Here is a 14,541-nt window from a genome sequence, read left to right as displayed (position 1 = left end):
AATTAAACGGTATGTAAAACCAACAATTGTTATCTTTACCTTATGAGATTATTAGTTTTCTTATTTCTTTTAATTACAACATTAGGTTTTGCTCAAAACGATGTTATTGCCAAAGCCTACTTTAAAAATGGTGAATACGAAAAAGCTTTAGTTGAGTATAAAAAACTATACAAAGAGTCACCATCAAACATCACAATTGTTAACCAAATAGTATCTACACACCAACAATTAGAACAGTACAACGAAGCCGAAGCCTTTTTAACCCAATTAATGACACGCATTAAATACGCTGCTTTTATTGTTGAACTTGGTTATAATTTTCAATTAAAAAACGATACTATTTCTGCACAAAAACATTATAAAGAAGCTTTAAGCGCCATAGATAAACGTGCCAGTAATGTTTATGCTGTAGCCCGAAGTTTTCAAAGTCATAGTTTATTAAAAGAAGCCATTGAAGCCTACGAAAAGGCTATGATTATTAATCCAGAATATAATTTTAGCCTGCAATTAGCCCAAATTTATGGCGAACAAGGTAATATTGAAAAAATGTTTGCTAGCTATTTAAGTTATGTCGAAAAACGCCCAGCTTTAGCACGCGATGTAAAACGAGCCATAAACGATTTTATTAGCGAAGACCCTTTTAATGATAATAATATTTTATTAAGAAAAATGCTGCTAAAAAACATGCAGCAACAGCCCCAATTAGTTTGGAACGAGTTTTTAAGTTGGTTATTTATTAAACAAAAACAATTTGAAAAAGCTTTTATACAAGAAAAGGCAATTTATAAACGAGAACCAATTGGAACCGACAGAATTAAAGAATTAGCTGAAATTGCCATTAGAGAAAATAATACTGAAATCGCTAAAGATATTTACAAATACCTTATTGAGATATCCCAATTTAATGAAGACAAATTACAAGCACACCACGAACTTCTTCAATTAGAAATTAAAGAAGCACAACCTAAAGCATATCCTGCAATAAAAGCTAAATATTTAGAATTATTATCTCAAAATAACAACAGCACAATGATTGCTGAAACAGATGTAATTCAAGAAAAAGAAGTTTTAAGTTTAAAAATAGCCTATGCGCATTTTTTGGCTTTTTATTTACAAGACACGAATGAAGCTTCACGTCTATTAAAAACCACGCTCGAATTGCCTTTGTCTAAATTTCAATCGGCTAGAGTTAAGTTAGAACTCGCCGATATTTTGGTGTTGCAAGAAAAATTTAATCAAGCCTTAATTTATTATACGCAAATTCAGCGCAACTTAAAAAACAGTACTTTATCGCAAGAAGCGCGGTTTAAAGTCGCTAAAACAAGTTATTACAAAGGCGACTTTAAATGGGCAGAATCTCAGCTTAAAATTTTAAAATCGTCCACCTCGCAGTTAATTGCAAACGATGCCTTAAATTTAAAATTACTTATTACCGATAATAAATATGAAGATTCGCTACAAACCGCATTAAAAATTTATGCCAAAGCCGATTTGTTAGCGTTTCAAAACCGAAACGACGAAGCCATACAGCTACTCGATAACATTTTAGAAGCCCATAAAACCGAACCTATAATTGCTCAAACTTTATTTAAACAAGCCCAACTATTTGAGCTTAAAAAAGAATTTAATAAGGCCAAAGTAAATTACGAAGTGTTAATTGAAAACTATCGCGACGGCATTTTGGTAGACGATGCTTATTTTTATTTAGCCAAGATTTACGAAACCGAACTAAACTTACCAGAAAAAGCAAAACAACTATACGAGCAAATTATATTTAATCATGCCGATAGTATTTATTTTGTCGATGCCCGAAAACGCTTTAGGGCTTTGCGTGGCGATGCTATAAATTAAAGATGAAAGTAGCCGAAACAGAACGATTAATACTAGAAAAATTTACTTTAAACGACGCGCCATTTTTTCTAGAATTAGTAAATTCCCCAAATTGGATAAAATATATTGGAGACAGAAACACTAAAACCATAAAAGATGCCGAAATTCGCATAAAAAATGGGCATTTACAAAGTTATAACAACCACGGTTTTGGGTTTTATAAGGTGCTTTTAAAATCTGAAAACCATAAACCCATTGGTACTTGCGGACTAATAAAACGAGAAGAATTACCAGAAGTAGATTTAGGTTTTGCCTTTTTACCAGAATATGAAGGCAAAGGTTTTGGTTTTGAAGCTTCAGAGCAAGTCATAAAACTTGCTAAAAACAAACATGGTTTAAAAGCGCTGTTAGCCATTGTACAAGCAGAAAACAAAAATTCAATTAAGCTATTAAGTAAATTAGGATTTGTATTTAAAAAAATAATTATTCCGTTTAACGACGGAAAAGAACTTGAGTTATTTACAAAAAAATTATAATTATGTACATATATAATGTAACCTCAAACATAGACGAAAGCATTCACGAAGAGTGGTTAAACTGGATGAAACAGGAACATATTCCACAAGTTTTAGCTACTGGAAAATTTACTAACGCAACACTAACCAAAGTATTAGTAACAGAAGACATGGGTGGTGTTACCTACTCGGTGCAATACCGTACCAATTCGCGCGAAGACCTAGAGGATTATTACAACTCACATGCCGATACATTGCGTAGTGAAGGGTTAAGAAAGTTCGCCGATAAAATGCTTGCCTTCCGTACCGAATTGGAAATAATAGACGAATTTACCGTGAATTTCACCAATAAATTTTCTCAAAATTAAATATAAGAATCAATCATAAAAGCTATGATTTTTAGAAAAGCTACTTTAGAAGATTTACCTTCAATAATTGCTATGTTTGCCGATGACAAATTGGGAAAAACTCGCGAACGTTTCGAAAATCCTTTACCCAAAGTTTATACCGACGCTTTTAAAAGGATAGACGAAGACAAAAACCAAGAACTTATGGTTGTAGTTAACGAGTTAAACGAAATAATAGGAACACTTCAACTTACCTTTTTGCAATATTTGAATCGCTTAGGAAGCTTGCGCGTGCAAATAGAATCGGTGCATATAAAACAAGAATATCGCGGTAAAGGTTATGGAAAAACCATGTTCAAATGGGCCATAAATCGCGCTAAAGAACAAGGCGCTGTTTTAATACAACTCACCTCCGATAAAAAACGTCCCGAAGCCATAAAATTTTACGAAAAATTAGGTTTTACGGCATCACATGAAGGTTTAAAGCTTCAACTTTAAACAATATTAATTTTTTTCTTAAACAACATATATTGACTTACATCGAAATTTTAGAATCGTATAATTTATCGACTTTACAATGGCTAGCAATTAGTTTTGCCGTGTTTATTTTAGGCGTTTCAAAAGCAGGATTAAAAGGCATTAGCATATTTATTGTAATAATTATGGCCTTTGTTTTTGGCGAAAAAGCCTCGACAGGAGTTTTACTTCCTATGTTAATTGTCGCAGATATTTTAGCCGTAACCTATTATAACCAACATGCCAATTGGAGTATTATAAAAAAGTTAATCCCCTGGATGATTGTTGGCGTTTTAGTTGGTGTTTGGGTTGGTAACGATATTTCCGAAATCGTTTTTAAACGGCTCATGGCAATCATCGTTTTAATATCTGTTGGTATCATGCTTTTTACAGAGCGGCTACAAAACAACAATATGCCAAACAATAAATTTTTCTCTGGCATCATGGGGTTTTTAACAGGTTTTACTACAATGGTTGGTAATTTGGCAGGCCCCATTTCTAATGTGTATTTTTTAGCTATTCGATTTAAAAAAAATGAATTTATTGGTACCGCAGCTTGGTTATTTTTTATAATAAATCTGTTTAAACTACCCTTTCACATTTTTGTTTGGAAAACCGTTACTGTTGAAACATTGGTTTTAAATTCGGTACTTATTCCCGCCGCCATTATAGGTTTTTTTACAGGAGCCTATATTGTTAAACTTATTTCGAATGTAAACTACAGAAAGTTTATTTTAATAATTACAGCCATTGCTGGTATACTGTTATTTATTCGATAAGCTGTAACAAAATTAAAAGAACAACTACAAACTAGTATAACTAATTTTTTCACTAAATTTAAACATTAATCAATTACAAAATATACACTAATCATGTCTGATGAAAAAAATTTAAGCGATGACCTAAACGAAATGTTAGGTGATGCCAAAGACGGCGCAAAAAAAGCTGCCGGTAAAGCCGAAGAATTTGCAGAAGAGGCCAAAGAAAAAGCAAAAGAATTTGCAGATGATGCTAAAGAAACAGCCACAGAATTTGCAAATAACGCCAAAGAAACCTTTAACGAAGTTACTGGAGAAAACAAAAAAGTATTAGCAGGAGTTTTGGCTATAATTTTTGGCTCTCTGGGTGTACATAAATTTATTTTAGGCTACAGTAAAGAAGGTATTATTATGCTTGCTATAACAGTTATTACCTGTGGTATTGGTGCATCCATTATTGGACTTATTGGTTTAATTGAAGGTATTATTTACTTAACCAAATCTGATGAAGAGTTTTATGCTACGTACCAAATAGGTAAAAAAGGCTGGTTTTAAGCGTTAAAATATATTTAAAAAGTCAAAATTTAAGGGTTTAGGCTTTTTTTATTACTTTTATCATCGTAATATTGCAATATATAATTATAATGAAATTATGGGTATCACAAAATCAGATATTTTTACAACCAACCAAAACGACTTAGCACAGTTTTTTAAAGTGCTTGGACACCCGGCAAGAGTTGCTATTCTTCAATATATAGGTAACCAAAACTCTTGTATTTGTAATGATTTAGTAGAAGAAATTGGCTTAGCACAAGCTACTATTTCTCAACATTTAAAAGAGCTTAAAAGTATAGGCTTGTTAAAAGGAGAAATTGAAGGTAAAAGTATCTGCTATTGTATAAACGTAGAACGTTGGAATGAAATTCAACAACATTTAAACCAGTTTTTTAACAACACAAAATCTAATTGTTGTTAAATCAAACCTATTTAACTGCATAGTTTTATGCTTTTCAATTAAAATTCAACATAACTATTAAATTTTAAAACCATGAAAACACAAGAATTATTAAACGTTTTAAATCAAAATAAAAATAAAAATTTACTATTTGAATATGCTCCAAATTTATTGGTTGGCGCTAATTATCATATCACCGAAGTTAAACACGTTACCATCGAATCTGTAGACTGTGGTGCACAAACTGATGCTTGGAAAGAAACCGTAATTCAGCTTTGGGAAAGCCCAAGTGAATTAGGAAAAACAGAATATATGACTGTTTTAAAAGCTTTAGGCATTTTAAATAAAGTTGGAAAACTAAAGTCTTATGAAGCCAATGCGGAAGTAAAATTTGAATATAGCAACGCTAATTTTCATACAGCACAACTATTTGTTAACGATTTTGAAATACGTAATAACAATATCATTTTTAAGTTAGCTGTAGAAAAAACCGATTGTAAAGCAAAAGGTATTTGCGGAGTGCCAGAAGAAGCTCCTGTTTTAGAAAACTCAAGCAGCGAACCTTGTTGTTCTCCAGATGGAAACTGCTGTTAAGCATAAATTTATCATTCAAAAAAAAGATATATTTAATTCAAACTCTATGAAAACACCTCTTTTTGAAACTATTAACCAAACCATAGTTTCATTAAACACCAATACAATTTCTGAAGAAAGAAAAGCCGTTTTAAATCCGTTAACCGAATATATTAAGGCTAAAATTGAAGCTAAAGCGCCAATTAACATCAATTTTATTTGTACACATAATTCTCGCCGAAGCCATTTAACCCAAATTTGGGCACAAACTATGGCTACCTTTTTTAATATTGATAATGTGACTTGTTATTCTGGCGGAACCGAAGCCACGGCAATGTTCCCGAAAGTTGGCGAAACATTACAAAATCAAGGTTTTCAAATTTTAAAATTATCCGATAGTAACAATCCTGTTTATGCCATAAAATACACTAAAAACAATCCTGCTATTATTGCTTTTTCTAAAATTTATAGTGATCCTTTTAATCCTGACAGTGACTTTGCAGCAATAATGACTTGTTCGTCGGCCGATGGTGGTTGCCCATTTGTAGCAGGTTGCGATAAACGTATTGCTATTACTTACGAAGACCCAAAAGCATCAGACGGTACACCAGAACAAAGTAAAGTTTATGCTGAACGTAGCTTGCAAATCGCAACCGAAATGAAATATATTTTTGCTAATATTTAGCAATTCAATGTAAATAAGAATCTATCGAAGCATCTAATTTTAAAACATAATTTTAATGTTTTTTAGGTTCTTCGATGTTTTTTTAAATGCTAAGTTTAATTAGGTTACAAAACCTGAACAAGGCCGTGAAAATTCGGCAATTAATTTATAGATATCATTATTAAAAATGATAAAAAGCATCTTCCAAATGCTCTAATTTAAATTGTTTGCCATCTTTCACAATCGCTATTATATCAAAACGAACTTCTACATCTAATTCGTTTATTGTAACGTATTCGTCAACTGCTTTAACCAGATTATTTATTTGTTTAGGTTTTACAAAATCTTGCGGATTCCCAAAATCGGTAGTAGAGCGCGTTTTAACTTCAATTATGGCGAGAATATCTTCTTTTTGGGCAATAATATCGACTTCAGCTTTATTAAAACGGTAATTGCGTTCTAGAATAGCGTAGTTGTTTTCAATTAAAAAATCTACCGCCATTTGCTCGCCTTTATTCCCTAATTCGTTGTGTTTTGCCATATCACTAAATTAAGGTTTATTTTTTAGTCATATAACTTAAAAAAATCTAGTTAAAAACTTTTATTTATTTAATATTCTTCGCTACACTGTAAGTAATATAAACACAACCTCTTTGCCCTACTATCCCCTAAACAAAAAGAAATCATCTTTCATATCTTCAATTTGAGCATCTTCGTTGGTAATGATATAATCGATGGCTTGCGAAGTAAAAGCATCGCCTTTTTCGGTTAACGACACAATGTTTTTATTAAACTTAATCATATTGTTTTTTAAGGCTAAATCTAACACGGTTTTGCTTCTTACTTTTTGCCAATTTATATGTTCGTTTAAGTGGTTTACATGGCGTTCTCTTTCATCGGTATGATTTTTTAAATGCAATAAAAACGTTAGTAAAAGTACTTCGGTGCGTTGTTGCTTTTCGCGGTATAAAACAGCAATAACACCTTTGTTTGGAGCAAATAAATACACTAATAAAAAGATGATGCCTAACATGGTGGTTATGGAACCAGATATGGAAGCATCTAAACCATGTGCTAACCAATAGCCAGAAATAGCGGAGAACACACCAAAACAAACCGAGTATAAAAGCATCTTTTTTAAATCGGTAGTTAATAAGTAGGCTGTTGCGGGTGGCGCAATCATTAAAGCAACTACTAAAATGGCTCCAACGGCATCAAAAGCTCCAACGGTTGTAATAGACGAGACCGTCATGAGTCCGTAATGAATTACAGCCGGCGAAAACCCAAGCGAAGCTGCTAAACCAGCATCAAAAGTGCTTACTTTAAGTTCTTTAAAAAAGGCAAAAAGCAGTGCGATGGTAATGAGTAGAATGCTGCCGATAATCCATAAGGATTTTGGACCAACATCTGCACCAGAAATTATCATTCTATCGAAAGGCGCAAAGGCGAGTTCGCCAAGTAAAACAGCATCGACATCTAAATGGACATCGTTAGCATTTTTAGCAATTAAAATAACACCAATACTAAATAAGGTTGGGAATACTAAACCAATAGCCGTATCTTCTTTTACTAAACCCGTTTTTTGAATGTATTCTACTAAAACAACCGTTATAATTCCGGTTAATGCAGCCAATAAAATAAGTAATGGCGAATTTAAATCTTGGGTAATAAAAAAACCGATGACTATGCCTGGTAAAATAGAATGACTAATAGCATCGCTTATCATGGCCATTTTACGAAGCACCAAAAATGTACCCGGAATAGCGCAAGCAATTGCAACAATACTTGCAATAAGTTGTATTTCTAATTGTGCGTTACTCATTGGTTTTGTTTTGCTGATTGTATAAATTTGATGCCGTTTTGTAACCTTCTTCGGTTAAGCTCCACATGTTTCCATCTAACTTTACAAAATTCTTTTTTTCTAGTTTTTGAAGTGTTCCGCGGGTGTATCCATGGAAATTATTTAAAATTTTAATAGCATGCGGATGCGAAATGTTATCGTGATCTTCGGCTATATGAAACATAAATGTTAGGGTTTTATGAAGCTGTAAATCGCGACGGTTTTTTATAAATCGTATTTGCTTAAATAGTAATCCGCGACTTGGTGAGAAAACAAACGAAAATAGCACAAAAATACCTGCAATAATAACGATTACCGGACCAGTAGATAAATTGTTTTGTGTGGCGCTAATGGCTGTTCCAAATACACCAGAAAACGCGCCAAATAGTGCTGCTAAAAACACCATAGTGCTTAGTTTGTTTGTCCATTGGCGAGCTGCTGCAGCTGGTGCCAGTAACATAGCACTCATTAAAACTACACCAACAGTTTGCAAGCCTAAAACAATGGCTAAAACTATAAACGAGGTTATTAAAACATCTATGAATTTGGTGTTAAAGCCGAGGGTTTTGGTGTAATCGGCATCAAATAAAAGTATTTTAAACTCTTTCCAGAAAAACAATAATACCAGTAAACAGATACCTGAAATTAAAGCCATAAGCCATACATCGCTTTCTACAAGTGTTGCGGCTTGACCAAATAAATATTTATCTAATCCTGCTTGATTGGCATTGGGTTGTTTTTGAATAAACGTGAGTAATAACATACCGAAACCAAAAAATAAGGATAGAATTAAACCTAAAGCAGTATCGGATTTTAAATGCGTCTTTTTAACAATGCCTCGAATCCAGAATGTGCCAATTAAGCCACTAACCAAAGCACCAATTAATAAAATGTTTGAATCTTTTGTTCCGGTTAATAAAAAAGCAATGGCAATACCTGGTAATGCAGCATGAGATATAGCATCGCCCAACAAACTTTGTTTTCGTAATACTGCAAAACTGCCTAACATACCTGTTACTGCACCTAAAATGGCTGTGCCCAAGGTTATGGTGCGCAGTGTGTAGTCTGTAAAAAGAAGTTCTATGTATTCTTTAATATTCATTGTTATATTTCCGCGAAAGCGAAAAATTAATTTTTAGTTAGTTTTTTATGCATTTCAAATTCATCATAATCAACACGATCTAAAGTTACAATTACGGGTTTTGTAATGCTGTAATTTTTAGATTTATAAAAGGCTACAGCCGATGGTGTTGCAATTAAAAATAATTCTTTTTGGTTTTGCTCTAAGGCATAATTTTCTATAAAACGAATTAATTCTGAACCTAAGCCTTTACCGCGCATATGATGGCTAACGTAAAATCCAACAATCCAATTATCTTTTAATCCAATAGTACCAACAAGTTTGTTATTTAAAAAGGCGCAAAAAACAGTGCGTTCTTGCAATTGCGCTTTTATGCGTGCTGGCGTATTGTATTTTTGCCAAGTTGTGGCTTGAATGGTATTGTAATTATTCGGGTTATGTGTTGCCGATGTGTTAATTACTAAATAGCTAATTTTATTTGCATCTTCGAGTTTTGCTCGTCTTATTTCCATAACGTTACTTATGAATACTTACTTTGTAATTTATGCCGTAGGTTTTTGTTAAATAATCGTCGTTAAATATATCTTTTACTGGGCCTGTGGCTATTTTTTTTACGTTTAAAAAGGTTACCCAATCGAAATATTCTGGAACAGTTTGTAAATCGTGATGTACTACAATTACTGTTTTTCCAGCTTTTCGTAAGGCTTTTAAAATGTTTATAATGGCAATTTCGGTGGTGGCATCTACACCTTGAAACGGCTCGTCCATAAAATAAATTGAGGCATTTTGCACCAAGGCTCTGGCTAAAAATATACGTTGTTGCTGGCCGCCGGATAACTGACTTATTTGTCGGTTTTTAAAAGGAAGCATGCCTACTTTTTCTAAAGCTTCAAGCGCTTCTTTTTTTTGTTTTTGCCCTGGGCGTTTTATCCAACCCAAATTGCCGTAAGTTCCCATCATAACAACATCGAGTGCTGTGGTAGGAAAATCCCAATCTACACTACCTTTTTGTGGCACGTAGGCTACTAGTTTTCGTTGCTTATCGTATGGCTTTCCGTAAATGGAAACACTTCCAGCAATAGGTTTTAAAATACCTAAAATAGATTTTATGAGTGTCGATTTTCCAGCACCGTTAGGCCCAACAATAGCCATAAGAACGCCTTCGGGAATTTCTAAATCGATATCCCAAAGCACCGGTTTGTAATTGTAGGCTACGGTAAGGTCGTCTACTTTTACAGCGATTGGTGTTGTTTTATTTTTATTATCAATCATAACCTTTGTTGTTCTGTTGACTGTTTGTTTATTTTCTTTCATTTATTTTTGCTTGTCCCAAAAACCCTTCGATTATGCTCAGGATAACCCAAGTCAAAAAAGGACATTCAATAATGCTAAATTATTCTAATCGTTCGAGGCTTTCAATGCTTCAACAATAGTTTTTACATTGTATTTAAACATGCCTATATAAGTGCCTTCTACTGTTCCTGCTGTTCCTAATGCATCGGAATATAAAGTTCCGCCAATAGCGACATCGTGATTTTTCGATTTTACTGCGGCTTGCAAAGCTTCAATGGTACGTTTTGGTACCGAGCTTTCTACAAAAATGGCTCGTACTTTATGTTCTATAATAAATGCGGCTAATTTTTGCACATCTTGCACGCCTGCTTCTGTTGCTGTTGAAATACCTTGTAAACCAACAACTTCGAAATTAAAAGATTTTCCAAAATAATTAAACGCATCGTGTGCTGTTACTAAAATGCGTTGTTCTTTTGGTAAAGCTTCAATGGTTTTAGTTATTTCAGCTTTTAAAGTTATTAATTGCGCTTTGTAATTTTCCCAATTTTTTCTGAAAGTTTCTGCTTGTTCAGGTAATTCCGCTTCAAGAGTTTGCGATACAAAAGCTCCGGCTTGTAACCAATAATCTATATTAAACCAAATGTGCGGATCGAAGTTTGACGCAAAATACTCAGAGCCAATTAATGTGTTTTTATCTAAAGCATCGGCAATAGCAATGGTTTTTTTGTTTTTCATTTTTTCGAAAACTTCAACCAACTTACCTTCTAAATGTAAACCGTTATAAAAAATAATATCGGCATTGGCTAACTTGGTAACATCGCCTTCGCTTGCTTTGTAAAGGTGCGGATCGACACCGCTTCCCATTAAACCTTTTATATCTACAACATCGCCACCAATGTTTTTAACCAAATCGGTTATCATGGTTGTTGTGGTTACTATTTGTAGTTTTCCTGATGCTTTTTTTTCGTTTTTACAGCCAAAAATAAGACTGAAAAACGCTATAATTAATATTGATTTTTTCATTTTTATGTATTGTCTATTTCATTTAGTTAATCATAAATCGTAAACCTAAAAACAAACGGCGTCCTTGGTTGGGTGCATAAACATAGGACGGATCGAATGTTAATGCATACGGGTTATCGTCTGTAACTGTTGCATTTCCATCGTTATCAAATTCTACATTTTTATCAAAAGGATCGTCGCTTCTAGCAATAATAAACGGGTTGCCCTTGTTTGGTGTCCAGTTTAAAATGTTTTTAACACCGCCGTAAATTTCAAAATGTTTTAGTCCGTTAAAGGTAAGCTGAATATTTTGAATACTCCAAGTTGGTGAGTATTCGCTTCTAGGATCTAAATCGCCTAATAATGGTAATCGCATGGGGCCGTAAATGGTTCCTGTGTAATCTACAGATAAGTTAGTTTTATAATTTTTATAGGAAACCGACCAAACACCATTAAATTTTTCGGTTAGTATTTGTTGTGTTTTTACATTGTTTTCTGTTTGAGAAACGTCTTGAAATGTGGCACCAACTGAAGCTCTTAAATTAGTGTTTAAAATAGCATCAATATTAAAGCTTGCGCCTTTTGATGTTGAATAACCATCTAAATTTGCGTAAATAATTTGATTTGGATTGGTGTCGTAATCTGGTATAATCGCATTGGTAAAATGGGTGTACCACAACGAGGCATCAAACGTAAACAATTCGCCAGAATTTGTAGTTAATGTTTTTAAATAGTTTAAAGTAACGTTGTACGATTGCTCTGGTTTTAATTCTTCTTCAATAATAACATCTCTTGAGCCTGTTAAAGCAGCGTGGTCTTCTGTAAAGAGGTTTACAACCCTAAAACCTGTACCTGCATTTAGGCGAATAATATCGTTTTTTGTTGGCTTAAAACGGTAGGCTAAACGCGGTGTAAAAATAGATCCGTGGCGTTGGTCGTAATCATAGCGAGCACCTAATAAAATGTGTTGTTTTTCGGTTATAGAAAATTCATCTTGAGCAAAAATAGAAGGTATTGTAACTTCATCTGCATGTACTGTTGCAGTGGTGTTATCGTTATAAAAATTATATCGTGCTGCAACGCCAAAAAGTAAATCGTGATTGTTTACAGATTTATCCCAAAGTAATTGTCCGAAACCTATTTTTTGCTGTGCAATATAGGGTGTATCGCCGTAAACGGAATTTTGGTCGTGATCGGAATATGAAAACTGAAAATTCATATGTTCTGAAACCGGTAATTCGTAATTACCAATAATTTCGTAGCGCGAGGTATAAATGCTTTCTCCGTAAATGTCGTTGCCACCTCTATAAGATGAATTCCATTGCATTTCGCCACCCCATCTATCTTCATAAAAATAACGACCGGCTAAGGAAAAAGCTTTTCCGCTGTTGCGTTCAAAATTCCATTTTTGAAACACCGAAATACGGTCTTGAAGCGTAACATCGGTAAAATTATCGTTGTTATTATCTATGGGGTTTGAGTAATTAAAATAGTTTGCGCCAACTAAAACATTGGCTTTTTTACCAACGTTGGTTTTAAAACCTAAATCGAAATTGGTTTCTCCCCAACTGTTAGAAAACACATCGGTAAATACTAGTGGTGCTTTAAAAAATTGTTTGGTTCTAATATTTATTAAACCACCAACAGCTTCGCTACCGTAAAGTGAAGATGCAGGACCTTTTACAATTTCTATTTGCTCGATTAATGAATTTGGAATACCCGATAAGCCATAAACCGTTGATAAACCACTTACAATAGGCATACCATCTATTAATACCAGAGTATACGGGCCTTCTAAACCGTTAATATGAATATCGCCCGTGTTACACACATTACAATTAAGTTGTGGGCGCACGCCATTAACGTTTTGAAGTGCTTCAAACACATTTGATATTGGGTTTTGTTTTAAAAATGTAGCGGAATACACTTCAACAGGAATTGGGCTTTCTAATCTTGATACCGGTTTTAAGGTTCCGGTAACTGTAACTTCGTCTAACAGTGCAGATTCTTTTAAATTAAAATGCACCGTTAGTACCTCGTTGTTTTTTATGAAAATTTGTTTTTCAACCGATTTATAACCCGTAAACGAAGCTACAATAGTATAATTACCTTCTTTAATATTTTTTATTTGATAATCGCCAAACTCATTTGATGCGTTACCTTTTGTAGTGCCTTTTAAATACACGTTTACATAAGGAAGGGCTTCGTTTTTTGAGGTGATTTTACCTTTTACTTCTTGAGCATTTAGTGGTAAAACCGTAATTAATATAATTGAGAGAAGGAGTTTAATTGTTTTCATTAACGTAGATAATGTTGGTGAAATCGCTGTTAAGCACAATGGTGTTATTGTTAATTGAAATTTGAGTCATTTTACTCGAAATGAATTGCTTCGAGATTGTAACCGTGTTCCCGTATTTTAATCCGTTAGCCGAACAAAAATCGAAAAACTCTTTATCGGAGCTAATTAATCTTGAGATGATATAACTTTTGCCTTCTTGGGCTTTTGATAATGGAATAGAAGTATCTATAGTTGTAATTTCTCCATCGGCATTTGGAATTGGGTCGCCATGCGGATCGAATTTTGGGTTGCCTAAATATTCGCTAATTTTTTCAGCAAGCAAATCGGAAGTTTGATGCTCTAATAATTCGGCTTCTTTATGAATATCGTGTAGCGATAAATCGAATAATTTAAATAATAAGCTTTCCCATAAACGATGCTTTCGCACAATGCTTAAAGCCATTTTATTACCTTTTTCAGTTAATTTTAAGGGTTGATATTTTTCGTAAATAACCACATTTTTAGCAGCTAATTTTTGCGCCATATCGGTTGCCGCAGCACTAGATATGTTTAGAACTTTAGCAATATTACCTGGTTTGGTGTTGTTGGTTTTGCTTTTTCCGTTTTTGTAAATGGCTTTTACAAAATTTTCAATGGCTACAGACATTTAATTTGCTTTAAATTATTTTTAAGTAAGCTTAAAAATTTATTCAAATGTAGTTAAAAATTAAATATATGCAACAAAACACCCTTTAAATTTTGAGTATTAAAGGGTTGGGGTTTTATTTTTGTCTGTATTCTAATATAGAATATCATTATTTTTGTTATACTGAACGCGTTTCAGCATATCAAAATGTTTTTAAAACTGAATTTTTAAATGAAACCCCGA

At 33.4% G+C, this 14,541-nt stretch carries 17 protein-coding genes; 9 read left to right on the top strand and 8 right to left on the bottom strand.

What is annotated here, in order from left to right; genetic code table 11:
• The first annotated feature begins 42 nt into the window (after positions 1-42).
• From PW52_RS04420 to PW52_RS04380, 9 genes are all read left to right on the top strand, one after another.
• Entirely contained in the window at positions 43-1,851 is a 1,809-nt protein-coding gene (locus tag PW52_RS04420) for a tetratricopeptide repeat protein (protein ID WP_044631730.1), read from the top strand.
• 2 nt (positions 1,852-1,853) lie between these two features.
• Positions 1,854-2,366: a GNAT family N-acetyltransferase gene (locus PW52_RS04415; RefSeq protein ID WP_044631729.1), complete on the top strand. Its 513-nt coding sequence runs from the start codon at positions 1,854-1,856 to the stop codon at positions 2,364-2,366.
• A 2-nt stretch (positions 2,367-2,368) separates the two neighbouring features.
• On the top strand, positions 2,369-2,713 hold the full coding sequence (locus PW52_RS04410; protein WP_044631728.1) for a DUF4286 family protein: 345 nt from the start codon (positions 2,369-2,371) through the stop codon (positions 2,711-2,713).
• A gap of 24 nt (positions 2,714-2,737) precedes the next feature.
• Entirely contained in the window at positions 2,738-3,190 is a 453-nt protein-coding gene (locus PW52_RS04405; protein WP_044631727.1) for a GNAT family N-acetyltransferase, read from the top strand.
• 32 nt (positions 3,191-3,222) lie between these two features.
• Positions 3,223-3,987, top strand: a complete 765-nt coding sequence (locus PW52_RS04400; RefSeq protein WP_082050831.1) for a sulfite exporter TauE/SafE family protein — start codon at positions 3,223-3,225, stop codon at positions 3,985-3,987.
• Positions 3,988-4,080: 93 nt separating this feature from the next.
• Entirely contained in the window at positions 4,081-4,521 is a 441-nt protein-coding gene (locus tag PW52_RS04395) for a TM2 domain-containing protein (protein ID WP_044631726.1), read from the top strand.
• A gap of 97 nt (positions 4,522-4,618) precedes the next feature.
• Positions 4,619-4,942 carry an ArsR/SmtB family transcription factor gene (locus tag PW52_RS04390; RefSeq protein ID WP_044631725.1) on the top strand — a complete coding sequence of 108 codons (324 nt, stop codon included), beginning with the start codon at positions 4,619-4,621 and terminating at the stop codon, positions 4,940-4,942.
• Positions 4,943-5,014: 72 nt separating this feature from the next.
• Positions 5,015-5,515: a DUF6428 family protein gene (locus PW52_RS04385; RefSeq protein WP_044631724.1), complete on the top strand. Its 501-nt coding sequence runs from the start codon at positions 5,015-5,017 to the stop codon at positions 5,513-5,515.
• Between the two features lie 46 nt (positions 5,516-5,561).
• Positions 5,562-6,179, top strand: coding sequence for an arsenate-mycothiol transferase ArsC (locus PW52_RS04380; protein WP_044631817.1), 618 nt, complete (start codon positions 5,562-5,564; stop codon positions 6,177-6,179).
• Positions 6,180-6,339: 160 nt separating this feature from the next.
• On the opposite strand, the gene PW52_RS04375 is transcribed toward PW52_RS04380, so the two are convergent.
• From PW52_RS04375 to PW52_RS04340, 8 genes are all read right to left on the bottom strand, one after another.
• Positions 6,340-6,699, bottom strand: coding sequence for a YraN family protein (locus PW52_RS04375; protein WP_044631723.1), 360 nt, complete (start codon positions 6,697-6,699; stop codon positions 6,340-6,342).
• 120 nt (positions 6,700-6,819) lie between these two features.
• On the bottom strand, positions 6,820-7,980 hold the full coding sequence (locus tag PW52_RS04370; protein ID WP_044631722.1) for a metal ABC transporter permease: 1,161 nt from the start codon (positions 7,978-7,980) through the stop codon (positions 6,820-6,822).
• The gene (locus PW52_RS04365) at positions 7,973-9,100 is read right to left on the bottom strand and encodes a metal ABC transporter permease (protein ID WP_044631721.1); all 1,128 of its coding nucleotides are present in this window, start codon (positions 9,098-9,100) and stop codon (positions 7,973-7,975) included. Before PW52_RS04365 ends, PW52_RS04370 begins: the two co-directional genes overlap by 8 nt.
• 26 nt (positions 9,101-9,126) lie before the next feature.
• Positions 9,127-9,591 carry a GNAT family N-acetyltransferase gene (locus PW52_RS04360; RefSeq protein ID WP_044631720.1) on the bottom strand — a complete coding sequence of 155 codons (465 nt, stop codon included), beginning with the start codon at positions 9,589-9,591 and terminating at the stop codon, positions 9,127-9,129.
• 4 nt (positions 9,592-9,595) lie between these two features.
• Complete coding sequence (locus PW52_RS04355; RefSeq protein ID WP_044631816.1) at positions 9,596-10,351, bottom strand: metal ABC transporter ATP-binding protein; 756 nt, start codon at positions 10,349-10,351, stop codon at positions 9,596-9,598.
• A gap of 126 nt (positions 10,352-10,477) precedes the next feature.
• A complete protein-coding gene (locus PW52_RS04350) occupies positions 10,478-11,395 on the bottom strand; it encodes a metal ABC transporter solute-binding protein, Zn/Mn family (protein WP_044631719.1) in 918 nt (305 codons plus the stop codon).
• A 22-nt stretch (positions 11,396-11,417) separates the two neighbouring features.
• On the bottom strand, positions 11,418-13,673 hold the full coding sequence (locus PW52_RS04345; protein WP_044631718.1) for a TonB-dependent receptor: 2,256 nt from the start codon (positions 13,671-13,673) through the stop codon (positions 11,418-11,420).
• A complete protein-coding gene (locus PW52_RS04340) occupies positions 13,660-14,319 on the bottom strand; it encodes a metal-dependent transcriptional regulator (protein WP_044631717.1) in 660 nt (219 codons plus the stop codon). The genes PW52_RS04345 and PW52_RS04340 overlap by 14 nt, the downstream gene beginning before the upstream one ends.
• Between the last annotated feature and the right edge of the window lie 222 nt (positions 14,320-14,541).

The organism is Neotamlana sedimentorum, assembly GCF_000943565.1.
GTDB classification, from domain to species: Bacteria; Bacteroidota; Bacteroidia; order Flavobacteriales; family Flavobacteriaceae; genus Neotamlana; species Neotamlana sedimentorum.
The sequence above is the reverse complement of the archived record's forward strand: the minus strand, read 5'-3'. Positions and strand labels throughout refer to the sequence as shown.